The sequence below is a fragment of the Trichococcus alkaliphilus genome (assembly GCF_003008695.1).
Classification (GTDB): Bacteria; Bacillota; Bacilli; order Lactobacillales; family Aerococcaceae; genus Trichococcus; species Trichococcus alkaliphilus.
The window spans coordinates 83,887-109,826 of sequence record NZ_PXZT01000005.1; the positions used below are offsets into that span (position 1 = coordinate 83,887).

23 protein-coding genes and 1 pseudogene are annotated in these 25,940 nt (G+C 42.0%); 1 reads left to right on the top strand and 23 read right to left on the bottom strand.

The genetic code is table 11. The features are described from left to right. Window positions 1–249: 249 nt before the first annotated feature. The 22 genes and pseudogenes from C7R73_RS06145 to C7R73_RS06250 form a co-directional block, all read right to left on the bottom strand. A complete protein-coding gene (locus tag C7R73_RS06145) occupies window positions 250–1,353 on the bottom strand; it encodes a helix-turn-helix domain-containing protein (protein WP_153060357.1) in 1,104 nt (367 codons plus the stop codon). Window positions 1,354–1,851: 498 nt separating this feature from the next. Further along, the gene (locus tag C7R73_RS06150) at window positions 1,852–2,817 is read right to left on the bottom strand and encodes an aldo/keto reductase (RefSeq protein WP_106449645.1); all 966 of its coding nucleotides are present in this window, start codon (window positions 2,815–2,817) and stop codon (window positions 1,852–1,854) included. A 93-nt stretch (window positions 2,818–2,910) separates the two neighbouring features. Then, window positions 2,911–3,810 (bottom strand): LysR family transcriptional regulator, encoded by a 900-nt coding sequence (locus tag C7R73_RS06155; RefSeq protein ID WP_106449646.1) that lies wholly within the window; start codon window positions 3,808–3,810, stop codon window positions 2,911–2,913. A gap of 171 nt (window positions 3,811–3,981) precedes the next feature. After that, window positions 3,982–4,917: a nitronate monooxygenase gene (locus C7R73_RS06160; protein ID WP_106449647.1), complete on the bottom strand. Its 936-nt coding sequence runs from the start codon at window positions 4,915–4,917 to the stop codon at window positions 3,982–3,984. 105 nt (window positions 4,918–5,022) lie between these two features. After that, entirely contained in the window at window positions 5,023–5,805 is a 783-nt protein-coding gene (locus C7R73_RS06165; RefSeq protein WP_161525879.1) for an SDR family NAD(P)-dependent oxidoreductase, read from the bottom strand. Beyond that, window positions 5,792–6,094 carry a hotdog family protein gene (locus C7R73_RS06170; RefSeq protein WP_106449649.1) on the bottom strand — a complete coding sequence of 101 codons (303 nt, stop codon included), beginning with the start codon at window positions 6,092–6,094 and terminating at the stop codon, window positions 5,792–5,794. The genes C7R73_RS06165 and C7R73_RS06170 overlap by 14 nt, the downstream gene beginning before the upstream one ends. Further along, entirely contained in the window at window positions 6,091–6,438 is a 348-nt protein-coding gene (locus C7R73_RS06175) for a hypothetical protein (protein ID WP_106449650.1), read from the bottom strand. Before C7R73_RS06175 ends, C7R73_RS06170 begins: the two co-directional genes overlap by 4 nt. Continuing rightward, the gene (locus C7R73_RS06180) at window positions 6,425–7,609 is read right to left on the bottom strand and encodes a thiolase family protein (RefSeq protein ID WP_205076479.1); all 1,185 of its coding nucleotides are present in this window, start codon (window positions 7,607–7,609) and stop codon (window positions 6,425–6,427) included. Before C7R73_RS06180 ends, C7R73_RS06175 begins: the two co-directional genes overlap by 14 nt. Next, entirely contained in the window at window positions 7,599–8,996 is a 1,398-nt protein-coding gene (locus C7R73_RS06185; RefSeq protein ID WP_106449651.1) for a class I adenylate-forming enzyme family protein, read from the bottom strand. Before C7R73_RS06185 ends, C7R73_RS06180 begins: the two co-directional genes overlap by 11 nt. A 22-nt stretch (window positions 8,997–9,018) precedes the next feature. Beyond that, window positions 9,019–9,567, bottom strand: coding sequence for a biotin transporter BioY (locus C7R73_RS06190; protein WP_106449652.1), 549 nt, complete (start codon window positions 9,565–9,567; stop codon window positions 9,019–9,021). Between the two features lie 279 nt (window positions 9,568–9,846). Next, a complete protein-coding gene (locus C7R73_RS06195; protein WP_106449653.1) occupies window positions 9,847–10,173 on the bottom strand; it encodes a nucleoside triphosphate pyrophosphohydrolase family protein in 327 nt (108 codons plus the stop codon). Between the two features lie 144 nt (window positions 10,174–10,317). After that, a complete protein-coding gene (locus C7R73_RS06200) occupies window positions 10,318–12,693 on the bottom strand; it encodes an ATP-binding protein (RefSeq protein ID WP_161525880.1) in 2,376 nt (791 codons plus the stop codon). Next, window positions 12,686–13,396, bottom strand: a complete 711-nt coding sequence (locus C7R73_RS06205; RefSeq protein WP_106449655.1) for an ABC-three component system middle component 1 — start codon at window positions 13,394–13,396, stop codon at window positions 12,686–12,688. Before C7R73_RS06205 ends, C7R73_RS06200 begins: the two co-directional genes overlap by 8 nt. Further along, the gene (locus C7R73_RS06210; protein WP_106449656.1) at window positions 13,393–14,802 is read right to left on the bottom strand and encodes an ABC-three component system protein; all 1,410 of its coding nucleotides are present in this window, start codon (window positions 14,800–14,802) and stop codon (window positions 13,393–13,395) included. The genes C7R73_RS06205 and C7R73_RS06210 overlap by 4 nt, the downstream gene beginning before the upstream one ends. 51 nt (window positions 14,803–14,853) lie before the next feature. Then, window positions 14,854–15,111, bottom strand: a pseudogene (locus C7R73_RS13920) (GIY-YIG nuclease family protein); the annotation flags it as partial. A gap of 469 nt (window positions 15,112–15,580) precedes the next feature. Next, window positions 15,581–15,907, bottom strand: a complete 327-nt coding sequence (locus tag C7R73_RS06220; RefSeq protein ID WP_106449723.1) for a nucleotide pyrophosphohydrolase — start codon at window positions 15,905–15,907, stop codon at window positions 15,581–15,583. Window positions 15,908–15,912: 5 nt separating this feature from the next. Continuing rightward, entirely contained in the window at window positions 15,913–17,679 is a 1,767-nt protein-coding gene (locus C7R73_RS06225) for a DUF2075 domain-containing protein (RefSeq protein WP_106449658.1), read from the bottom strand. A gap of 105 nt (window positions 17,680–17,784) precedes the next feature. Continuing rightward, on the bottom strand, window positions 17,785–20,934 hold the full coding sequence (locus C7R73_RS06230) for a DEAD/DEAH box helicase (protein ID WP_106449659.1): 3,150 nt from the start codon (window positions 20,932–20,934) through the stop codon (window positions 17,785–17,787). Between the two features lie 324 nt (window positions 20,935–21,258). Next, on the bottom strand, window positions 21,259–22,071 hold the full coding sequence (locus tag C7R73_RS06235) for a Cof-type HAD-IIB family hydrolase (RefSeq protein ID WP_106449660.1): 813 nt from the start codon (window positions 22,069–22,071) through the stop codon (window positions 21,259–21,261). Further along, entirely contained in the window at window positions 22,068–22,829 is a 762-nt protein-coding gene (locus C7R73_RS06240; protein WP_106449661.1) for a DeoR/GlpR family DNA-binding transcription regulator, read from the bottom strand. The genes C7R73_RS06235 and C7R73_RS06240 overlap by 4 nt, the downstream gene beginning before the upstream one ends. A gap of 128 nt (window positions 22,830–22,957) precedes the next feature. After that, the gene (locus C7R73_RS06245; protein ID WP_106449662.1) at window positions 22,958–23,458 is read right to left on the bottom strand and encodes a hypothetical protein; all 501 of its coding nucleotides are present in this window, start codon (window positions 23,456–23,458) and stop codon (window positions 22,958–22,960) included. 116 nt (window positions 23,459–23,574) lie between these two features. Further along, complete coding sequence (locus tag C7R73_RS06250) at window positions 23,575–24,144, bottom strand: TetR family transcriptional regulator (protein ID WP_192875243.1); 570 nt, start codon at window positions 24,142–24,144, stop codon at window positions 23,575–23,577. Window positions 24,145–24,292: 148 nt separating this feature from the next. Here C7R73_RS06250 and C7R73_RS06255 point away from each other — a divergent pair, with 148 nt between their 5' ends. Beyond that, window positions 24,293–25,216, top strand: coding sequence for a DsbA family protein (locus tag C7R73_RS06255; protein WP_205076480.1), 924 nt, complete (start codon window positions 24,293–24,295; stop codon window positions 25,214–25,216). Window positions 25,217–25,821: 605 nt separating this feature from the next. On the opposite strand, the gene C7R73_RS13660 is transcribed toward C7R73_RS06255, so the two are convergent. Then, the gene (locus C7R73_RS13660) at window positions 25,822–25,938 is read right to left on the bottom strand and encodes an HAD family hydrolase (protein WP_239992585.1); all 117 of its coding nucleotides are present in this window, start codon (window positions 25,936–25,938) and stop codon (window positions 25,822–25,824) included. Window positions 25,939–25,940: the final 2 nt, after the last annotated feature.

A 25,940-nucleotide genomic window follows, 5' to 3' on the forward strand; every position in this document is an offset into this window, starting at 1 on the left:
CTCCGTAGACCAGTCACAAACTATAGTTATTGAGAAGGCCCACCCCCTTGCAACTGCTTACATTTTATATCAATTACCCTGACCGGGATATCAAAATATATTCCTTTATATCAAAATATCATTCTTGAGAACACGGAAACTGAAAAATTCAGTTCCCTGAAATAAAATCCATAACCCATGATCATCCGGAAAATTCAAAAACTCCGATCACTAAAATCTAGTAACCGGAGTTTATATCAGCAATAATTGTTAGATCTCTTCATTTCTCTCCCTATACTGCTTCGGAGTGAAGCCTGTGATACTTTTAAACACTGAAGTAAAGTAGCTCTGTGATGAAAAGGAAAGGTGGTCGCTTACTTCAGTAATATTCATGTGTCCGTATTTCAATAATATTTTTGCCTCAGCAACCTTTACATTCTTTATGTAATCAACGATAGACACATTGGTTTCTTCCTTAAACTTCAACAATAGGTGATTTTTACTGACTCCCATTTCATCCGCTATATCTTGGATGACGATGGCATCACAAACATGATCATTGATGTATTGCATGCAAAAATTCGTGACATGCGAATAGCCTTTGATGTCAACGGTGTTTTTTACTCTTATTGCAAAATCCAACAGCATCTTATTGACAAACATTTCTACTTGATTAGCTTGATCCATGCTTTCGATTTTTCTTATGTAATAATCCCCTAAGGAAAAAGCTTTTTCTACATTCAGACCGCCCTGAATCGCAGCTCTGGTAGCAAGTGTGCATAAACAAATGAATTCATTCTTTCTTTGGCGGAGCACGGCTTCTTTTCTGCTTAAGCCCCCTGCTTGGACATTCGTTTCATATTTTAAAATGCTGATCAACTTTTCTTTGTCCCCGGTTCGTACACTGTCCATTATCCTTTTTTCATAAAGAAAGCCTTCGTACACATCAATTTCATCGTAAACATTTTCTTCATAAATACGTTCTCTGTTCATGCTGTTCAATTCACTAGGATCATAAAAAGAAGCTTCCGCAATGATCATTTCTTTTTGGGAAATGTTGATTTTTTCCCCATTCAAATAATAGTTCAAAAATTCGAGAATCGAGAAAAAATTTGATTTACTGGTAGTCACTAACGGCATAATGTATCCCATTTTTTCTTTTACGATAGCTTCATCATTAAAAGCTCTCATCAACTCCGTTTGAATGAACTGCTCGGACCGGCTGCCTAAAAAAACATGCCCTAAAAGGACAACTTCTTTCGTTTTTTCCACATAGATACCAGCAATTGTCAGAAAATAATTGTTGATGATGACTTGAGGTTGTTTTTTCTTTCTGCATTGACTGACGATTGTGTTGATTGCAGAATCATTCAATAATTGTTCTTCTGCATTTTTGTGATCTGTATACGTTATCCTATCCTTATGATCAACGACAGTAGTCCGGATATGGTGTATTTTGTGGATTGAGGATAAAACATTTTCCCATTGACACTTCAAATAGATAACCTCCAATCTTTTTCATTTGTATTATTTTAGATATATTTATAAGGTTGAATACTTCATAAAATTTCATATCGCTATCAGTAAGCTTGCCTCTTAAGCTGCGCTTTCTCGACCCTGGTATGGCATAAGTGTAGGGTAAATTAATCCTGAATATCAGTATCGAAAGTAAACATCGCATAACAGGAACATTCTCATATTTTCCCGTTTATTATACCTTATCTTGAACATTTCAACGAACGCAAAAAATCCACCCAAAAACTGGACACTCAAAAATAAGAGTGTCCAGTTTTCTAGTGGGGTTTTGTATTATACATCTGCTTCTTTTATTGCAATAGGATTGATTATGATTCGGAAATACACAGAACCGTTCTAGAAATGCGTTTCATCAATGTCCAAAGCATCCAAGGCTGCGTTGATGTCATTCAATTCTTGCTCGCTCAACTCAACATCGGCTCCGCCCAAATTTTCTTCCAAACGGTGCATTTTCGTTGTTCCGGGGATTGGGACAATCCATGGTTTTTGTGCGAGTTCCCAAGCCAAAACGATTTGGGCACTCGTTGCGTTCTTACTGTCAGCGATTTCTTTCAATAAGTCCAACAGCGTTTGGTTTTTTTGCATGACTTCAGGGCTGAATCTGCCCATCTTGTTTCGGAAGTCCCCTTCAGAATATTTAGTGTTCACATCATATTTCCCGCTCAGGAAACCATTTCCGAGTGGTGAATACGCGACAAAACCGATGCCCAATTCTTCGCATACCTTAAAGATTTCCTTTTCCGGCTCTCTGAAGACCATGGAATATTGGTTCTCGATGCAGGTTACCGGACAGACAGCGTGGGCTCTTCTTAAGTAATCCAAAGGCGCATTGGATAAGCCCCAATGTTTGATTTTCCCTTCAGCCATCAATTCCTTCATTACCCCGGCAACCACTTCCGGTTCAACCTCGGGATCGACACGGTGTTGATAGTACAGGTCGATGTAATCAACGCCCAAGCGTTTCAAAGACCCTTCCAATTGTTCCCTGATCGAATCCGGTTTGCTGTTCAGCTGATTCTCAGGCTTGCCATCGACCATTTTCTGTCCGTAGATACCGAACTTCGTGGCGATGATCACATCTTCCCTGTTGAAGATTTCTAATGCTTTGCCCAACAACACTTCATTCGCTTCACCGTACACAACTGCGGTATCGAAGAAATTGCAGCCCAATTCGACTGCGCGTCTGATCAACTTGATCATTTCTTCCCTGTCGGCCGGCGCACCGTAGGCATGATCCATCCCCATGCAGCCAAGCCCGATTGCCGATACTTCCAATCCTTGTCCCAATACTCTTGTTTTCATTTCCGTTTCCCCCTTCGTTCTATTACAACTTAAGTATAGTAAAAAAGAGACTATTAAGAAGTCTCTCTTGGCTCATAAGTTGCAACCCAAAGGTTATAACTGATTCGTATCTATTTTGCTGATGATCTGCAAAAATTCTTTGACATCACTGGATGGATTGTTTGAATGCAGGATGCCCATCGGAATGCTATGGTTCCATTTAATCGGAATGATTTTCAGCAAGGGATGGACATTTTTCCATTCATCCACAACGATCATGACCGAATTGTTGTTTTCACATTTATTGAATACATCTACATTGAAAAATGGGAAATCCTCAATTTTGACAGTTGGGTAGTTTTCCGATAAATCGGCCCTCACTTGATCAAAAGCACTCATGTAGCCTTGTCTAACGAGCATGACTGTTTCATCAAATAAATCTTCGCTCATGATTTCATTTTTTGAAGCCAACCGATGATTGAACGAGACGGCTGCGCATAAGGGTGTATCATATAATTTCAAAGCCGCGCAATTCCTTTCGTCCAGGAGGTTACCGCTGTATATGCCGACAACCAAATCAATATTTCTTCCGAAATGATTCATGATTTCCCGCGCGTTCTCAGGATTGTTCTCAAACGAAACCAGTTCAAATTTCAAATTTGGATTCTGTTGGAGGATTTGCGGCCATAGACTTACCAAAAACTGGACCGGCGTCGTCAATGAAGTCCCGATCCTCAGTACTTGTTTGGGCTCAGCCAACATTTTTTCCGCTCTGGCAATCGAATCTTTCGCATACTGAATGATGTATTTTGCGTCCCGATAGAGGGATTCCCCTGCCGGAGTCAATTGGACGCCTCGAGGAGTTCTGATAAACAAGTCAAATCCCAGACTGTTTTCCAGAAGATTGATCTGCTTCATGACGGCGTTAGGCGACACATACAGTCGGTCTGAAGCTTTGTTGAAACTGCCGGAATCGGCCACGGTTATAAATGTTTCCAATTGATGATTGTACATGTAATTTAGCCTCCAAAACGTTTCCGCTCAGCATTACCTGTGAGAGAAGTCTTCTGGTTACTATCTTACCAAAAAATCATACAAATCAGGGATTAAATTGTTCCAAACTAAATAGAGCCAAAACCTCTAACGAGAGGCTTTCAGCTCTATTTCTCGATATCCAGTTCCTATTCAATTTGCAATTCTCAGATTTGCCAAAACAGCCTCAGCTTCGGCAAACAGCTCCTGGATGATTTGTTTGGCAGGACGGATGTTTGCGATCATACCGGCGATTTCGCCGGCCATGCAGGAACCCGTCACGGTATCGCCGGCATAGACTGCCCGGGCCAATGATCCGACCGTCAGTTTCTCCAACTGTTCATGGGAAGCATTCGCTGCTTCCAAGGCAGCATATTGCTCCAGCATCGGATTGCGGAGTGAACGCACCGGTTCTTTGGCTTTGCGGCCAGTCACGATTGTCGCTGTGTCATTTGCCTCGAGCAGGAATTGTTTGTAGCTATCCGAAATCGGGCATTCTTCCGCGGAAAGGAATAAGGTGCCGACTTGTATGCCTTGCGCACCTAAGGCAACCATCGCGACCACCGAGCGACCGTCCCCGACTCCGCCCGCTCCCAAAACGGGAATGGCGACGGCATCGACAACTTGGGGCAACAGGGATAAGGATGCTGTCTGGCCGATGTGTCCGCCGGCTTCCTGTCCTTCGGCAATGACTGCATCGGCCCCTGCCGCCTCCATTTTTATCGCATGTTTGACCGAGGCGATGACGGTGATCACCTTAATGCCCGCTTCTTTGAAAAGCGGCATATATTTCTTTGGGGAACCAGCTCCTGTCGTCACAACCGCAACCCCTTCTTCAATGATGACTTGCACAAGCTCATCACAGTTTGGCATCTGCAGCATCAGATTTACTCCGAACGGTTTGTTTGTGAATGCGCGCGTCAGGCGAATCTCTTCGCGAAGCTGTTCAGCGGTCATACCGCACGAAGCGATGATGCCCAAGCCCCCTGCTTCCGAAACGGGACCCACAAGTTTATGTGTGGAGATTTTTGCCATTGCCCCTTGCAGAATGGGATATTTGATACCTAATAGTTGCGCCACTTTTGTCATTGTTCATTACCCTCCGTAGTTTGCATCATTTCAAGATTCGTTGCTGCCACTGCAAAGAGAACCAGAAAAGTGCTCCCTCCCCGGTCCCTCTCCTTCACCATTGCTTCAAATAACATATTCGGACCGTTCCGGCCGGTGATAGGTCCAAACTTGATCGCCGTTGATCCCGAACACAGTTCCCGTGGGCGTCTTTGGCGAATCAATCAATTGGATTATCCGGGATGCAACTTGCTCGCTCGAACCAATCCGCCAATAATCAGGGAAAGATTCTCCCTTCCTGGCACAAGCTTCCTCAACCCGCTTGATGGCCGGAATCGTCATGTCGGTTTTTGCGGCTGGCGAAATAGCATTGACCTGGATGTTGAAGCGTTTGACTTCCTCCGCCAAAGCATAGGTGAAGCCGATCACAGCCGCTTTGCTGGCGCTGTAATTCGTTTGCCCAAAGACGCCGTACATGCCGGCGGTCGAAGTCATGGAATAGATAAAACCGGGTTCCGGCTGCTTCATCATCTGCTGCACCACAGGTTGGGTGGCGTTGTATAGGCTATTGATGTTGGTGTCCGTGACTTGATCCCAATTGTCCTCGCTCATCTTGTAAAATTGCCCGTCGGCACAAATGCCTGCATTGTTGATCAGAATATCTAGCCTGTCAAATTTCTCAACAATGTCCTGGACCAACTGTTGGCAGTTCTTGCGGTTGCGGACATCACAGCACTTTGCCCAAAGCTGATCTTTGTATTGGATCAAATCCGCCTCCGCTTGTTCGATACTTACCATCGTCTTCGAGGTGATGACGACATGGTCGCCCGCGCTCAGAAAAGCTTTTGCCAAGGCAAAGCCGATCCCTCTTGTCCCGCCGGTTATCAATACGATTCTATCTGCCAACACAAACACCCTTCCCGATGCATTCGTTCTCCCGCCAAACCTCAAATTCACCTTCCTGAAGAAATTTTACCTGGGCACGTTCGCCCACAAATAAAGGCTTCAGGAACTTGTAGTCATATTTGGTGATGGCTTTATAATCCCAGTGGGCTGATAATATCGCCTCGACTTTGGCCATTATCAAAATGCCGAACACCAAGCCTGTGTCATGGATCGGATTGGCATCCCTTGAAATTGTTTTGTAAGCCTGCAGTTCCGTTCGAGAGAAAAGCAAGCTGTTCGCTCCTGATGTCATATGGGTTCCTCCACCAGCAAAGTGGTCGCGCACGTCGCAACCACTGCGTTTTCTTCCTTGATGACCAACGTGTACGTCCAGCAAGCTTTCCCGGGTTTAAAAGGCGCTTTATCGGTAAGGCTCAATGAAATGACATACGTCTGATGGAAGCCGAGTTCGCGGCAACTGCTGAAAGCTTGCCTCATCAGTATCGGCGTTTGGTCGGCCAATTCCGGCAAGTCGAATTCCTGCCATAAGGTCGCCAAATAGCTGAGGCTTATTTTGCTGCCCAAAGCTGGATCGACGAGCTGATTGTACGCGCGGATATCCGCCTCGGAAAAACGAATGGTTTTACTGTTCTCCATCAATAGGGTCTGCCTTTCTGATGAGCATGGCCGCGCCTTGGCCCCCGCCTACACACATCGTGACGATGCCGAATCGATTACTTTCATTCCTGTTCAATTCCGTCAGCAGCCTTGTGACCAGGATAGCCCCTGTCGCACCGTAAGGATGACCGAACGCAGTCGCACCGCCGGAAGGGTTGATTTTTTCGATCGGAAAATTGCCCAACTTGATGCAAGCCAAAGCCTGCACCGCAAAAGCTTCGTTCAGCTCAATCACGTCAATGTCCTCGAGCGTTAATGCTTGGCGTGCCAAAAGCTTTTCAACCGCAGGGACAGGACCTAACCCAAAATCATTGGGATCAACCCCTACCGCAACCGCATCAATCACTTGCGCAATCGGCGTCAAATGATAAAGCCGGCAGGCGCGTTCCGATGCCAGAATCGTGAAGCTTGCCCCATCATTGACAGGACAACAATTCCCGGCTGTTATCGTGCCGTTTGCCTTAAAGACCGGCTTCAACCGATTCAGACTTTCCATACTGCTCCGGCTTCTCGGGCATTCATCCTCGCTCAGCTGGAGCTCGTCAGTGATCCGAAAAGGTGTGATTTCCGAATCAATGACGCCAGCGAGTTTGGAGGCTTGATACTTCAATTGGCTTTGAAGCGCGAATTCATCCTGCTGCTGGCGGGAGATACCATACCTGTCAGCGAGTTCCTCAGCTGCAACTCCCATATCCGGATCGCCATATTCGCTGGTGGACAAGGGCTGGCGTGTCAATATTCGAGGCGCTTGCATGCCATACAGGGATTTAGGCCGCTCAATCTGCCATGGTGCGCGGCTACTGCTTTCCACACCGCCACAAATCATGACTTCGCCGTAGCCTGACATTATTTTCATGTGTCCGATGGCGATTGCTTCAAGACCGGATGCGCATTGACGGTCAACCGTAACCGCAGGCGTCTCCACCGGCAAACCCGCTTTTAAGGCGACGCGTCTGGCGACATTACCACCCCCGCCGATCACATTCCCGACAATGACTTCATCAATATGCTCGTTTAGGCCCGGATGATTGGCCAGCATTGTTTTCATCAAGAATCCGCCTAGCTCTTCCAGACTGACCTCGCTGTACATCCCGCCGTACTTTCCGATAGGCAAACGTGCAGCCTCCACAATATAAACCTTAGATGACACTGTGCTCGCGCTCCTTTGCTAAATCATGCAGTAATTGTTTCCTTGATACTTTGCCGTTGCTTTGTTTCGATATTTCTTCGACAGCGAAAAGGTGATCGATTTTTGCAGTCCGGGACATCCGGGACAACAGATAAGTATTGATTTCGGCCAAGCTCATTTCTTGATTTTGATTGGACCAAACAATGACGGCTCCGATTTTTTCATTGTAATGTGCATCCGGAATCCCAAGGACGACGATTTCAGCAACAGCCGTCAGCTTTAATAGATGCCGCTCAAATTCCAGGGGATAGAATTTCTCGCCGCCTCGATTGATACAATCATCTTTCCGGCCATAGTATTCAAGCGTATCCCCTGCCACTTTGCCCAGATCACCGGTAGAAACGCATGCGACAGTGGTTAAGTGATCCTCGCCATTGCGGTGGTAACCGGCAAAATTCAAAGGGCTGCGGACATGTATTTCGCCAACGCCTTCAGCATTGGGCTGATCAATGACTATCTCAACGCCGGGGAACAGCTTGCCGACACTATTGTCGGCAGGAATGCCCTGCACGGTTTCCATCGAGATGTAGCTTGTTTCCGATGAGCCATAGAATTCATATAGCTGCACATTCGGGCAATAGCGGTACAGCTTCCTGCGGATGTCCACATTCAGCTTTGCTCCTGATGAAATGATCGTATACTTTTCCGTCAACACCTCGTTTTGAGCCTCCAGCTTGGAGATGAGCGCGTGGATCATCGTCGGCACAAGGTAACAGGTCAGCGACTCCGTTTGCTTGACCAGGTCGATCAGACGTTTTGTGGAAAAATGCTGATTCAGGATGAAGGTCTGCCCAAAATAGAGCGTCTGCATCAGCGTGTACAGACTCAACGAATAGTGCATCGAGCCAAAAACCGTGGCGCTTTGATTGGTGGACTGGCAGATCAATTCATTGGTCCCCTCAAAACTCTTGACCCAGGATTGGTGGGTTCTGCGGTAACCCTTCGGCTGCCCGGTCGTTCCTGATGTAAAGCCGATAAACGCCAGATCACTCGGCGAAGCATATTCATCAGAATCAAACGGACCGGCAACTTTTTGGGAAATGGTACGGATATCCGTCAACACCAACGGAGCCTCGAACTGAGCCAAGATGTCCTGCAGTCCCTTACCGGAAAGACCGGCATTCACAGGCACCGCAACTTTGTCCGCCCTGATCAATGCCAAAAAATTGATCAGCTGATCAATGGCATTTGACATCGGTGCCAGGATTACTTTTTGAGGAAGCGTCGCTAAAACCTTTGCCCGTTCCTGAACGCGCTGCTCCAATTCCTGGTAGGTCACCGATTCTTTCCCATCACTTATCGCTGTCTGCATAGCATTTTTTGCATGCCAATCATCTATACGCTTCATCGTCGCACCTGCCTAAATCAATTTATGCTAAATTTAAGGAAATCAGACTGTAGCGTTTTTTGAGGCGCAAGGTGATCCAAGCGGCTAAAATTGCTTTAACCGTATCCAGAGGAACAAAGGCCAACGTCATCTTCAATCCATTTAACCACGAGTTGCCCATGTAATACGCCATGGAAAAACTGCCGAAGAAATCAATCAGCAAAGCCCCTCCGACGATAAAAATAAGCACGGCTTTGGCAAAAGTAAGGTTTTCCCAATTCTTCTCAAGCAAGTAGCCGATCACAAGTGGTGCCAATACGTATCCAACCAAAAACCCGCCGCTTGCGCTGGCGAATATGGCAATACCGCCCCGTCCGCCTGATAAAACCGGAAAACCAACCGCTACCATCAGCAGAAAAACAATTACAGCCAGGGGGCCGTATTTCTTGCCAAGCAGCCCGCCCGCGAGCATCATCATCATATTTTGCAGAACAATTGGAACCGGCAAACCGGGCAGCGGAATCGTCAATACCCCCGACACAATCATCAAAGCCACCATCATTGTTACCCTAGTCAAAACTTTTGTCTTCATCACTAAACTCCTCCTGTATCTATCATTTCGATTGTTACCCTATAAATAATTACGGTTTACAAACAACATGATAACCCATTTCTTTTTATCCCGCAACGCCCTTTTTGACGATTCTTGCATGCATCCAAAAAAGAACACACCAAAAACAGCAGCAAGGAATCCATCGTCGTGGTTTCCTTGCTGCTGTTTTTGGTGGAGAGATGCGGGAAATATCGAACCAACTTCCGTTGGTCCTGACATCCCAATTCAAATATTTATGCATGCAACCATTAATTGCGCCTAGAGCTCAAATCGCTTTTCGGTTGAGCTCAAAAAATTCTCGAGCGCTTCCTCGCTGTCGATGCCCATCCGGTCCGCCAGCACCATCAGCCACCAGATGCTTTCGCCGATTTTGTGCTCCAAACCGGCTTCGTTCGACTCGCCTGCCGGCCAACGTCCTTGCTGCGCCATGGTCAAGCGCCCAACCAAGCCAGCATCGGTCAAAAACGCCAACGCATCCTCTTCCACGGACCATTCACTACCGTGGTGCTTCTTTTCCAACGTGCGGTAGTGCTCGCGGATTTTTTTGGATCTTTCTGCTGCTTGTTTGATTGTCAGATTGTCCATTTTGTGCCCCTTCAATTCATATCATGGATTGTCAATTTATTTTTATTTGTATTTATACTAATAGTTTCCTCGTCATTATTTTATTCAATGATAATTTACAAGGTATTTGTTCATTCTAATTCAACATGACTGAATTATATTTTCTTATTTTGAGTATATTTGATTCTTCAAGTTATAACTTAATGTTTTTAGATTATATTTTGAAAATTTATATCGTATATATCTAGAAACTTCTTCTTCATGAGTTGATATAACGATTTGCTTATTGTAGAACTCATTTCTTAACAATTCAGTCAATGACGCTATATTTATTTCATCCATAGTCTGAACCGGATCATCTATCATCAGTAAATCTATGGATTTCTTTCCATACACTTTATTCAAAGCCAAAGTTAGTGCTATGACTAAGCCTGATAGCTGTCCAGAAGAAAGATAATTTATCGCATCATGGTCTGTCTTAATATCTGAAATAAATTTAATGCTTTTTTGGTTGTAATTTTCGCTTTCTTTAATAAAAAGTCCGCATCCTCTCTGATAATTTTGGATAATCTTACCACTATAAATATAGAAGGGTATCTCTATGTCCCTAATTATTTTTTTCCAATGATTATATATTTTGTCTTCATAGACACTAATTATATTTTTTACTCTTTCATCTATGATTTTTAAATTATCTAATTTTATTGTTAATTTTCTAATTTCTTTTTCTAAATTGACAAAATTTTGGGAGTTGCTGAAATAATATTGATAATTAATATATTGGGCTTTCTTTGTTATATCCTCAAGTCTCACATTATTAGCTTTAGAAATATCATCGCCAAATATCGTTTTTAGAATATATTTATTATTCTCATGATTCCCATACCCAGACTCAACGATTAAAGCTTTACTTAGCAAATATTCTTTCAAATCATAAACATTTACATCAAAATTCCTTAAATTTGTTAAGTCAGTATAAAGGTATTCTTGAATGTCTAAATCATTAATATTACACCAATTAATAAATTCAGTTATTAAAGATTTCTTCTGAATAGCTTGTAAAAAAACATCATAAAACTCCTGATCAACAATATTGCCTTCAGTATTTAGATAGTTATCAATTATAATTAATATGTCTTCAACGTAATCCTCGAAAAGTTTTTCATATAGTTTATTAAACTCTTGAGATTCCTCATCTAACATTATTGAGAACGTTTTCTCTTTGTTTGAAATCGAATCTATTAAACCCTTGTAGGATTCATACTGTTGACCACATAGTGGACATTCTGTATTCTCAAATTCACTTTTAATTTTTTCATAATGACTCATCAGCACGGCTCTGGTAGTGTTAAGCTCTTGAGCAATACTTGATAATTCTCCCATTTTTAGATTCAGATTCTCTAAACGTGTTAAATAGTACTGTAAATTGTCCAAATTTATATCTAAACTCAATAATCTTTTCAAATCCTCGAAATGGTCAATCTTTAAATTTGTTGCTAAATTTTGTTTTGAAATTTTATTTTTTGATTTTAACAACTCATTCTCTATAGTTTTTAATGATATAAACACTTCGTATTTTTCAATAAAATTAGTAGTTATTACGACAAATTTCAGAAAATCTGCATCTCCTATATATTTATAAAGTTTATTGTTAAACTCAGTTTTAGAAAAATTCTCAAAATCTCTTTTTAATGAATATATGGATCGCAATTCATCCAAAAATTTATCTCTCATATCTTTATTAATAGATATAATTTCTTTATCCCACTCATTGATATTATTCTCATCTTCTTCCATAAGAATAAAGTAATCAATTTCCTTCATTGTTTCCTTTTTGATATCTTTCACTTCATTTTTCAATAAATCAAGTGCTTTACTTTTCACTGCGATCTGACCATCTACGCCTTCAAGCCGTCTTAGATCACTAGTAATTTGTGATTTAATTGAATTTAATTTATCAAGTTCTGATAATTCTTTTTTTGTATCAAAAAGTTGAGAAATTTCATCCATTCTATCCTTCGCATTTTGTTTTAAGAACATTGTATTTTCTTCCTGTTGAACGTAATAAAATAAATTAAAATATCTTTCTAAATTTTCAGTTGATAATTTATTTCCTACTTCCTCGACTGAAATAGGTTCTCCATCTTCAATGTTCAACTGGTAGTTTTCCAAATAGTATGTTTCAAAAATATTCCAATTGTCAGGTTTTCTATCCGACGGAGTGTATCTTTTCTTTGAATCTATTTTTTTAGCAATAGTAAAACTATTTTTTTCATCACTAAATTCAATTTTAATTTCTGTATCCAAATCAGGATTTTTCACAAGAAGAATATCACTATACCCAATTCTTTTATCCGCAGTATTTTTAATTCTATTGATTTTCCCGGTTAAAATGAGTTCTACTGCATCGAAAATAGTTGTCTTGCCAAAACCATTTGGTCCATCTAATACAATTAGATCTTTACTCGAAAAATCAAGAAAAAGTTCTTCAATATGTTTGAAATTTTTAATCCCTATTCTACTAATTTTCAATTTATCCATGTGCAAAATCATCCCCTACAAAATATCCTAAAGCTTCCACTAACTCTTCATTAACAATATCGTTGTCTAGTATAAAGTTTTTCAAAGTAAGCAACTCTTGTTTCGATAATTCTTCATCTATCTCTAAATTTAAATCAGTTACATCTTGTACTTTATTTTCTAATTTTATAATAGGGATTTTGATCATCAATTTTGAACACATTTCGTACAAAGAAGTGCTTCCAATATCTTCTTTATAGTTTGAGAATAATTCAGAATTATTAACTACCTCGTTAATTACTTGGTTTGAATCTTTTGAAGGATCATTAAACAGTTTAGTTAGCTCCGAAGCATTTTGTTCATTGTACACAAGAACATATTTTTTAAAAAAATAAGGGTCCTCTTCTATCTCAAATACATCTTCGTATATTTTTGATACTGCAATATCATTTACTTTTAAACAAACAAGCATGGATAGATTTTTATCCATCCGTTCATCGTAGCCAGTTTCTAAACTTTTAATAGCATCAAAATAGGTGGAAACATCATTAATCACAGAGTTTATTGCTAATTCCTCTTCCTCCATTAATAGTACTAAATAAAAATTAATCGCATTTTCTTTATAACAAGCCCAAAAATCTAAATCTCGCTTCTGTACAGGATTCGACAATTTCACACTAATAAAATGGTTATCCGTAAATATTTTACGCAATATTTCCTTCATTTTAGCAACTCCTCTCTTGCAGTTGTAATATCAATCAAACTGATATTTTTCATTTTTGTAATTCTGTCATAACTTTTCATTTCTAAAATATCATTTTCATCTTCTGGATCTGGAATATTTTTATACACTTTTGAATCACCTAATGATGGTAAATTTATTGATTTTGTTATTATTTTATCAACCTCATTTAATAAATCAGAATATTGATTATGCAGTATTGCATCAGCGAGCTTTCGATTTCTCCCCCCATGACTTTCATCAGCAATTGTTGTCGGTAAATATGAAATATTTCTTCCACCCTGAGTTTTTTTTGTATATACCCATTTATCATTATCGAACTCGCTTTTGACTCTCGTCAAAGTTTCAAAAAAGCAGTCATTTATTCCCGTCTTATTCAGGCATTGGTTTAACATTTTTAGAATATGATCGGGTTCCTCTTTATTAACCCCATTGTTTGGAGAAATTCTTAGACAAAAATCTAAAAATTGGTCAGTATTTAAATCATAGATTCGCTCAATGATTTTACAAAATTTAGTGATTTCATTTATTGATATTTTCCCTTCATGGTATTCTTCAAATAAATCTTCTAAATATGATTGTGAGATACTAAAAAATTCATTTTTCAAAAAATATGCAGCATAATCTTTACTTATAGTTTCAAAATTTTTATCCACAATTGTTTTTATTTCATTAAAGCTTATAGTTACCTTGTGGTCTTTTTCATTAGTTTGAATGTTAATATGCCTTTCCCTAATATTATTGTCTACTAAACCCAAAAGATAATAATAAGCTCTCTCAACTCTAAGAATGGTAGCAGACCCTCCAATTATCTCCTTTAACTCACTTTGAATTGCCTGCTCAATATCATCTAATGAACAATATTTTATACCATCTAGGTAAGTGTATAAATCAAATTTACTATATACATTCTCGTAATCCCCTGATGCTAGCACTTTATCTTTACACTCCTTAGGCGTTGAATACATACTTTTCCTGGGGCTATTGCTTTTATCTTCTGGAATAGTATAAGTTGGTAATTTTTCTATTAATTTATCGAATTTGGTCAAACTTTGAGTCACATGAAGAAATGCGTTCTCTAATTCATCTAATTCTAACAATTTTGCTAATAACAACCAAATTGCTTCTTTGTATTTAGAAGTAGCCGTATCAGCATATGTTTTTACTTGATGTATAGATTTATATCTTCCATCTTTCTTTATCGAAAAATCTTCTAGCCATTCTAATTCTAATTCATATTTGCTTATATCTTCTTCAGAAATTTCCCCTTCTCTAAACATTTTCAAAACTACATATATTGCAACCTTACCTTGATGATTAAACCCATTCCAACTAGGACTTGCATCTGTTGAATAGGATTCTATACCTTCGATTGTTTTAGTCTCCATGCTGTTTATCCTTTCCTTAAACATTTTCACTACAATCCAAATTTACGTTAATTAATCCCCAATAATCATTTCAGTTATGAATTCATTAATAATTTCTTCTAATCTGTTCAAAGAATTTACAAACCATTCCCTCGGAACAATCATTCTTCCATTAGCTCCAACTATTTCCACATCTAATTTGTGATCCTTTAATATTCGATGAATTGCCGTGTCAAATTTTCCTGCATCTAAATTGTTAACGTCGAATGCAGTTACTGTTTCAACCGGAGCGTATAGATAGGTGGGTTCGTTTGCTGCATTAGCAATTCTTTTTTTACAGCTCCTTTGGTGACGCCAACCTTATAAAGATCTTTAATTGACGAAATTTGCGAATCTTGCGAATCTTGCGACAGTGATTTTAACACGTACCCCTCCAATATCATCCTTTAAAACACCCTACATAACATACTCAATATTATCTGTTACTATTTTCCCACTGGTTCTATAAAGATTTGCCGTTAAATATCTCAAAAGAACATCGCTCTCTATTCCCGCATCGGTCTTGCATGCCTATTCTGATGAAGGATCATCCAACAAATAATGCTGTTACAGATCAAACCGCTTCTCGGTCGTGCTCAAGAAAGTTTCCAACGCATCCTCTTCCACGGACCATTCAGTGCCGTGGTGCTTCATTTCCAATGAGCGGTAATGCTCCCGGATTTTTTCGATCGTTCTGTTGCTTGTTTGACTGTTAAGTTGTCCACTATGTCGCCTCTTATCTTCTCAATTCGGGCTGCAATTACAACTCCGTATACTTCTCCTTGTTCCCTTTGCTTTTGTCCACCGGATACTTGATGTTGTTCTTCTCCAGCTTCGCCTCGATGATCTCATCGATGTCCAGACCGAGGTTGCTTGCCAGCATGTGGGAATAGATCAGCACATCTGCAAGCTCTTCTTTAATCCGTTCAATGCTGGTATCTCTGACTTCTTCGGGAGATTTCCATTGGAAAAGCTCCAGCAGTTCAGCGGCCTCCAACGAAATCGAGATCGCAAGATCCTTCTCGTTGTGGAATTGGCGCCAGTCGCGGTCATCGCGGAATTTGTTGATTTTATCAATTGAGTTCATTTGTGTCATCCCTTTCTGGCATCCATTAGTGCTTGCTGCAGTTCTTCATCCACCGCATAGAGGTACAAGCCATTGACTCCTCTGGTCAGCAAAACGTTCAGTTCGTTCTTCAGCAATGTGTCTGAAAAATATTCCTTGCTGCCATTCTTCAAGCTTCTCTTTTGGGTGGCCTTTTTGTTTTTGCTCTCCTGCCGGTCAAAGATAATTTTGCCGTTCCGGTATTTCACGGATGGCCCGATGATGACTCCGGCATAATTCAGGTCAAAACCTTGGACCGTGAAGGTGGATCCGACTTCGTCAACCGTCTGCTCCTGCTCGGCCCATGCAAGGTGCTTGTTTTTGATTGATTGTTTTTTCGAAGCAACAGGCAGCTGGAGATTCCACGGCAATTTCCAGTCACCTACCCGGACGTACCAATAGTCCTCTCCTTCAGGTTTGCGTTTGTCGACGTAATCCCAATCGAATGTTGCCGTCAGCCTTGAAATGCCCGAATCCTGGCTCTGTGCCTTTGCTTTGATGGCTGCATGCAGTTCCTCCGGGCTGTCGGAAATCTGGATGTCATAGTTTTTTGAATCAGTTGGGATTTTTCCGACTTCCTGCTCATCAATCAAGGAACGGATCCAATTGACCGTCGCTTTATCGGAATTGATGCGCATCTGGTTCGACAGATACATCAGATTGCCGTTAAGCTGGGCTTCGTGCTGAAGGCTCATCAGTTCCTCGTATTCCCAATACTGCTGTGTCGAGAGCACCTGATTTTGGTCGAATACCGCCACGACCACCTTGGCCCGTTCCAAAAGATCCTGCAGTTGGTTCTTTCCCCGATAGGACTGCTTCCCCTGCGTCCAAAGCAAATGCGCTTCGTCTACGATCACGACATCCACTATATCCTCCGGCCCGTGATTATTGATGAACGGGGTCGGTTTGGAAACGAGGTCCGGCTGCTTTTTGCTGTATATGCCCAATTTGGTCGCAATCTGCTGATAGACCTTCAACTGCTGCTCGTGGTTCACCAAGAGGAAATTCTTAGTATCCTTGAAGATCAGATTTTCCGGATCCTCCTTGGATAATTGGTTCAATTCATAAAACAGACTGCTCATCAGGACCGTCTTGCCGGAACCCGCTTCGCCCGTCACAAGAATCAGCTGGCCCGTTTTCCCGGTCGTCAGTGCTTCCAAAATGCGCAAAGTGATGAAGTCCTTCGTGCGGATCTGCTCATCCGTCAGTTTATGGAACGGGGAAGCCTTGAAAATAGCGGAATCCCTGATGATCTGTTCGACCGGAAAAAGCTCCTTATTTTTCTTTTGCAACCCTCTCCAGACCTTCGAGAAGATCTTGTCCAACTCATGGGATGTGAAATAATCGTTCTGCTGGTTGGTCCGGCGATTGTAGACCGCATCAACATTTTCAATGCTGGACATGTACAGCATCAGCTTGTTTTCGATATCCAATGTCAAAGATTTATTGAAATGCTCATGCCCAATCACATACATCTTCGATGATTCCGAAATGGCCAGATTCTCCCAATCGGTTCTTGATTTCGGATCGACCGTCAGATGCTGTATGGTCCTCTTCTTGATATCGGAAGTTTCCCCGATGTAAACCGAGAACTGTTTCTCTTTATTCTCGTCATTGACAATATAGACAGTTGGATAATGCAAAAGGTACTTCGCATCCTTACCTACATGTTCTTGGACATTCGCATCAAAATTTTTGATTCCTTTATCACTGTAGTCCAGCTCGTAGATTATCGGATCAGAAATATTTCCCACGCCAGCACCTCCTTAGAAATTGTATGATTCTACTGTTTCTATTTGTATTCGGAATTCTCAGGTCTCATAAATAAGTAGATGAACGTTTATCAATAACTTAAATTCTTACCCCACCACCAACTTATTCGTCTTCTTCAAAAACTTCGCCGGGATTGGACGTTCTAATCTCCAGGTAATGTTCATCGGTTTGCTTCCTACATGTTGGACATAGTTAACAAGTCCCAAGAATGTGTATGGAGCTGCACCGATGCGATCGTTTTTGAATTCGCGGATGAACAGCAGAACTTTACTCCCACGCTCCCGATGGTGGATGTAGCGCTGACCGGTGGATGCATGGTCTCCGGTAGTGCTTTGGCTTTGCCAATGAAAGAGCGTTTCGTTGACGGAGTAGTCGTTATACATTGTCGTTGGTGAGTAGTCCTTGTCCGCTTTATTTAGGGTAACGAAGAGGACGTCTATTCCTTTTTCAGGCAACCATTTTACGCCTTCACGAACATTGCTCGGATTCATATGATCCATCGCTACCAGCAACTGATCGCGGGTATAGGTGCAATGTAAATCGAGCGGGTTCTCAAATCCCAAATCGACAGGTTCATCAATAAAGTCGATCCGATCGAAGTTGTATCTCAATAATTCCATAAGTTCTTCCATCATCACAGGATTGCTTGAAAGCAAAGTCAGATTCTCTTTGACTTCCGCACTTTCCCAATTTTCGATGGTTTTTTGCCAGATGGTGATATAGAACATCTGGAACATGCGTTGCTGAATCGGTGACAGCTTCTTCAAGTCGACCTTGTTTAGACGCGGTAAAATATCCAGCAAAAAAGCAATCCAACGGCGAGAATCGATGGCACAAATGCGTTTCAACGCTTTGGTGATTGTTTCTTCCAGTTCCTCTTCGAATTCTTCCCGGACCCCTGCCGAGACACATAATCTCGCAAAGTTGGCTCTCGAGAAAATCGTGCGAACGTCCAAATGATAATAGTCAATGAAATTGGCCAGATCTAAAGGCAGGCCACTGTCTTCTTCAAATGTCGCGATCCGGCTGATTAAACCATTTTTGGCGCTGAAGGAAGATTTGATGTTGTCCAGCACGTATTTGGCGGCTTTCTTTTCCAACTGGATGTAGCAACCTTTTGGAGCCGAAACAAAACCATTTTTCAGTTCACTTTGGACACTGTGCGTCGTATTGGAAAGAAGCGCCGAAAATTTTTCTTCAAAATTGTACTTTCTGTTGGCTTGTCCAATAAAGTCCAGTACGGTCAGACACTCCTTACCTTCAGCCAACCGTAGGCCGCGGCCGAGTTGTTGTAGAAAAATCGTTAAGGATTCGGTCGGACGCAGAAAGAGAACTGTATTTACTTCCGGGATGTCCACCCCTTCGTTGTAAATGTCGACTACGAAAATAAAGCGGATCTCTCCTGAAACCAAGCGTTTCTGAGCGCTACGTCTATCTTGGTCGTTGGACTGCCCCGTCAAATGAATCGATGGGATGCCATTATTGTTGAACTGTTCCGCCATAAATTGGGCATGTTCGATTGAAACACAGAAGCCTAATCCCTTAACTTCGTCGATATCCGTAACGTATTTGTCCAAAGATTGGATCACGTTATTGGAACGGCGCAAAGCGACTCCGCGATTCAGCGAGTAAAGTTTGTTCAACTCTGATTTATCATACCCTCCCCGAGTCCAGCGCAACTCGCTCAAATCAACGGCATCAGTGACACCGAAATATTGGAAAGGAGTCAATAATTTGCGATCGATAGCCTCTGGAAGTCTGATTTCAGCAGCAATACGATTATCAAAATAATCCAAAATACTTTGGCCGTCCATCCGTTCAGGCGTAGCAGTCAAGCCCAACAAGATACTTGGTTTAAAATGATTCAGCAAGGTTTGGTAAGTAGGAGCGGCTGCGTGGTGGAATTCATCCACGATGATGAAATCGTAATAATCTTCGGACAATTTTTCATGTAAGGCTTGGGAGTTCATCGTTTGAATGGAAACGAACAAATTATCCAAACTTTCCGGGTTATGGTTGCCCACAAACAACTCTCCAAAATTTGGATCTTTCAAGACACCTTGAAAAGTTTCTTGGCTCTGTCTCAAGATTTCTTCGCGATGCGCCACAAACAAAAGCCTGCATGGTCTTGCTGCATTCATTCGGCAAAAACGTCGGTAATCGAACGCCGAGATCACGGTCTTCCCCGTTCCCGTAGCCGCTACGACAAGGTTGCGGTAATGACCACGCACTTCCCGCTCAGCAAGAAGTTTGTCGAGGATTTCTTGTTGATAGGGATAAGGGTGGATATCGAAAACAAAGCGTCGAGTCTCTCCTTCGCCCATGAAACGGTCAGCTTTTAAAGCGCGCACAAGACGCTCACGCTCTGTTGCCTGATAGAACTCAAACTCTGAAGAATTCCAATAACTTTCCAGTGTTGCGGCGATTTTGCGGATGGTATCCGGTTGGTCCTTTGCGGTAATCTTCAGATTCCACTCCAAGCCACTGGAAATGGCGGCATTTGATAGATTCGATGAGCCGATATAGGCCGTCGAGAAGCCTGTTTCGCGATAAAACGTGTATGTTTTCGCATGCAGGCGCGTCCTTTTCGTGTCGTAGGAAATTTTGATTTCTGTGTTCGGCAATTTGCCTAACTCTTCGATCGCCTTGACATCCGTCGCACCCATATAGGAAGTCGTGATGATGCGCAGCTTTCCACCTTTTCCGGTGAAATCTCGCAGTTCATCGATAATCAGGCGCAATCCGCTCCATTTGATGAAAGAAACTAACATGTCGATGCGGTCTGCTGATTGGATCTCCTTTTTGAGCTCCGAAAACATTTGTGGCTCATGGATGGCACCCGTAAAGAGACTGCTTTGAGCGATGGAAGTCTCGGGGCGACTCAGTTTGGCTGCAGTTTTTCCGGCATGGATGTCCGCATCGTCTTCACCCAAAAGTGCCATAAGCTGTTCTGCACGCTCATCCACGGACATTTCAGCAAAATCATTTTCCTGCGTCGTTTGAGTGATGGTCTCGACGACTTTATTGATAAGCGCGACTTGAGTAGTGATATCTCCACCGTTGTCCGAAACATTATCCAAACCTTTTTGGATGATTTCCGAGAGGTATTGCGTTAAGACTTTCGAGGCTTCCGCCGCATCGATCTGCGCCACGGATTTGCGGGCTTCCGGAATGTCTTGTAACAGCGATTGGATTTGTTGGTTAATGACTTGTTCATATAAGCCTGGATTGAGCATGGAATCACACTTTCTGCAGCGAATTTTTTGTGGCTTTAAATGATGATTCAGTGTACAATTTTCGTATTTACGCAAAATAATTATTATAATTTTAATTATAGTTAAATTTGATGAACAATTCAATGACATTGTAATTCCCGGCCGTCAACATCATTATCCAGTCCTCCTTGGCGGCTGGAAGAATACAAGCAGTCGACGCTTTGAGGATTCTGAAGGGGCATGCTGTGCTCAGTTGAAGAACCGAAAAACCAGCACAAACGGTTTTGGGCGTTTATGCTGGTTTTAAATTTTTAAATATTTACAATACGGTTAAATCCTTTCCATTTATCTTAAACTCTTTGCTAAAGCCTTATAAAAACCATTCTCATCATTCGTATCCGTTACATAATCAGCTGCTTGTTTGACTTCGTCAGGGGCATTGCCCATCGCGATTCCTTTGCCAGCGTGTATGATCATCGGCATATCGTTGAAATTGTCCCCAATTGCTAAAGTATTTTCTAATGCAACGCCATATTTTTCACACAAAAAGTGAAGTGCTCCTAATTTTGACACTTGATTATTGACTACTTCCATATAAGTGTCTTTTGATCGGTAGTAGGAAATACTTGATAGGTTTGCACCTTCCAACTCATCTTCCAGTTTTTGGATATCATCCGGATTTCCCATGCACAGTATTTTGTGTACTGGAAAATGCTCGTTCAAGAAATCTTCCATTGAGATGGATTCTGGATCCATTTTGGTGATTGCCGCTTCCTGCTTGACCCACTCATCTTCTTGTTCAACGTACCACCGCTCGCGGGAATAGATATTGAAGCTTATTTCCGGAAACTTTGTAGATACTGCTTGATAGAGTTGTAATGCGTCCAGTCGCTCTAAAGTCAGACTATACAGATCAACAAATGACCCTTCTGTATATTGTGTGATCAGCGCTCCGTTGAAGCAAACGAGTGGTGAAGACAACTGAACTTCATCGGCAATTGAAACCATTGCTCCTGGCGGTCTAGCGGATGCCAGAATAATTTTCGTGCCCTGCTTAACTAAGTCTTGAATGATTTGAATGGCTTCGGCTGTAACTTCATGCTTTGAATTCAACAACGTGCCATCTATATCGCTGAATACCAACTCAACCTTTGTCATATCGTTTCCTCCTCAAAGATGATCTCGGTTTGATCTTCGAAATATGCCTGCTGTTTTGATGTCAGAACTTTATCTGTAATGAAGCAATCGATGTCCTGGTAATTTGCGCCTTTATATTGCGCTTCTTTGCTGAATTTCTGGTTTTCAGCAACCAACACCACTTGCCGACTTTGTTTTACCACTTTCTGCTTGATCAGGGCATTGTTCTGTTCTTTGAAAAAGATGCCCTCTTTCTCCAAACTTGCCGCTCCGATAAAACAAATATCAAATTTTATCGAATCCATTTCTTCCAGACTGCGGACCGAAAAGAAAAACCTGTCTTCATGGTTGAACTCTCCACCCAAAAGATGAACCTTGATTTTTGGATTCATTCCCAATGCAAAGGCATTGTCCAGGGAATGCGTGTAAACCGTACACATTTTGGTTAATTTCTGCGCTGCCAATAATAACGTAGTCGATACATCCAGAAATAACGTGCTGTTCTCTGCTATTTCTTCCAAAACGCGGGCAGCCATCCGTTCTTTTTCAGGTTTATGGATGCCTATCCGCTCGCCAAAAGTGAGTACCCTCGAGCTGTCTTCGGATAACATAATACCTCCATGCGTACGGACAGCCATTCCGGTTTTTAAGAATTCCAGGATATCACGGCGAGCAGTGTCAGCCGAAATCTGGAATGCTTCCATTATTTCTTTTTTGGAAAGTCTTTTTCTCTGCTCCAGCAGCTGTTGCATCTGCTGAATGCGCTCTTCTTGGTACATCATCCCACCACCTTTGATTTAATTATATAAGCACTTATAAGCATTTGCAAGTTTATTCAAGCGTTTTCGAAAACGGGGCAAAAAAATAAGCACAAACGTTTTTAGGCGTTTATGCTTATTGGTTATCTTTAAATATTTAGATTAGGGATTTTGTTTTTGAATGAAGAGCTACTTTTCACAATGACTTTTTCTTCAAGTCCGCGGATCAGGCGGCCTTCGCTGTCGTAGACATGGCTTCGGGCTTTTTGAATGTCCGCCATCGCAAGGATGAGCCTGTCGCGCAGCGGTTCGGCTAATTCGTCGAACAGGAACGATTCTTTGTTGAGATTGTATTTCCCACGCAGTGATTCCACTTCTCCAGCTTTTTTCAGTCGGTACGTTCGTTTGGGCAAGGCACCTTCGATTGTGCGTTTCTCTATCCGATAGACATAGTTTTTGTCGTCGTAGACGATTTCGAGAGCTCCGCTGTTGGTGCGGTTATACTGCACATGCTTATGATTTTCCTTATGCAGTTCCCACCAGGCTTTGATCCCCGCAATCGCCTCTTCCTCAGTTTTATAGCTGCCGTGTTCCTTCCGAATGTTGCCGATGCGATTCTGCCAATAGTTAGTATACACTGTTTGACTCATACAATCCGCCCTTTCGTTAATGGTGTAATCGCTATCATTGTATGACTAATCCGGAAAATTTGCAAGGGATGGGGCTTGAACAGGATCGGATTTTCGGCTACAGGACTTTTCGGTTTTTAGATTTCGGGACGGAAAGTGATCCCAAATAGGATGTACGGAATGGATGGCCTGAAGAATTCTTTCGGTGATGCATTCATCCCATTTTTTCGCCATTCTACCGAAGCCCCATAGATTCCCCAGCCGAATATGGCAGCTGTGATTTTAAGGGTTTCCGTTTCTTGGCTGTCTGCTTTTCTCAACAGCATCTTGTGTAAAATCACTTCTAATTGGTCCCTTATTATACGAGCTATGGTGTCTTCGTACCCTCTGTAACAACGAGTGGACAATGATCTTTGGAATTCGGTGATCGTCGAAAATATCTGAATCAAAGTCTCTTCATCCAACTCCCTGTCTTTGTAAACCTCGTAATTCAGATTGACCAGCAATACTTCCGATAAGACCTTCTCGAGTAAGTCGTAAATATCTTGGAAATGATAATAAAAAGTAGCGCGATTGATCATTGCTTCTTCCGTAATATTTTTCACAGTGATGTCGCTGAATTCTTTTGTTTCTGAAAGTTTGATAAAAGCATCCATAATCAATTTACGCGTGCGCAGTACACGGGGATCTATCTTTGGCTGATCCACTTCTTACACCTCCTACTTTTTAGACAGATTCATCAATATGTCGTATAACCGACAAATCCTAAGAACTATCGGTGTCGGTGCCTTTCATTATGGCTTATAATTCCCTTGTAAAGCAAATCTTTTGAATCATGAATAAGGGGAAATTACATTGGAAAACAACAATAATATGGCATGCGACTTAGCAACAGGCATCTGCGGGACTACTGATAATGATGAAATGGAGCTGATCACTTTTACGCAGCCCAAAAAAACAATCACACTTTACTACGTGACGGACCCTATCTGCTCCCATTGCTGGGCGCTCGAGCCTGTCCTACGCCGTTTTATTGAACAGTATGGGAAATACTTCAATTTCCAGACTGTGATGGGTGGTTTACTGGAAAAATGGCATGATGGACCCATCGACCCAGCAAACGGAATATACAAACCGGCCGATGTCGCGGGCCACTGGCGGGAAGTCGGTTTACATTCAAGAATGCCTATCGACGGTTCTTTGATGATTGATAATCCCGTACAATCCTCCTTTCCGCCCTCGCGCGTGTTCAAAATCATTCAGCAAAACTATAATGAAGCAAAGGCTTTTGAGTTTTTGCGTCGTGCAAGGGAAGCATTGTTCGTATTCAATCAAAACATTTCTGATGAATCCGAGTTGATAAAAATCGTAAATGAACTTGGCCTGGATGGAGAGAGCATCGTAAATGCATCAGAACAACAAGCCGGCATACAGTTATTGAATGCGGATTTCGAGCTGACCAGAAATTTAGGCGCTCGCGCGTTCCCTACTATTATCATGATCAACGAAGAAAACAAAGGCATAAAAATCGTCGGTGGCCGAACATTCGAAGCATATGTCGAAGGCTTGCATCAAGTCCTGAATGCGAAAGAACTGCAACCAAAACAAGTGCCTCCCCTTTCCGACATACTCGACAAAGAGAAACTGCTGTTTTCAAAAGAAATTGAAGTGCTGTACGGTGTTGAGCCTTCGACTGTTCAGGCTTTTATCGAAAAAGAGCTTTCCCCGGAAAGTTACCACCTGAAGGAAATCCTTGGCGAAGTCTACATTATTCGATAATCGGAACCTGAATACTTTAGTTATATGAATAGCAACATGGCGGAGCTAATGATCCGGTATTGGGCAAGCTGTAAAAGAAAGCGGCATTCCGCGAGAAGAAATCTGGATGAGAAAGTGCAGATACAGTAAGCCGTTGGATGGTTCGTATATAGCAACCCTAGTTGGAGGACCGACCCTGTTTGAGCTGCTGATCTCCGATGAAACAGTTGTCGTCGGAGATCGAGTCGGTTTAAGTTCGCGTTACTCCTGTCAAACAGCTCTCCCCGGAGATTCATGCATTTTTGCTATGCTCTCCTCCGACCAAACGACTTTAACCGGAGAACTGAACACTGTAAAAAAAAACGCATACTTACCGGTATGGGCTCAGCCCCGACACTAGTAATTATGCGTTTTTTTCATTTGACTACACTTCTATTTCAGCCGTACGTCATGTGAGTCCGTTTGAATTCTGTTTTCCCCTCATTTACTTTGGCAAAAACCCCAATTTGAATACCAGTAAAGGGAGAGTTTGCTGCTTCATTAGAAAAGTGGCTGGTAGCGATCTGACATGTTAACAGACTGAGCTTATCCTCTGAAATATCAAAAACACATTTCGAAGTTCATCATCAGCCGCGCTTCTTGTGGGCACGTATCATTTGTATGTTCGCTTCCGATATCCCATGGTCCGAATTCAGAAGCGTGCCATCCAGGTCCAATGCGATCAATTTTATTATCTTGCTCACCT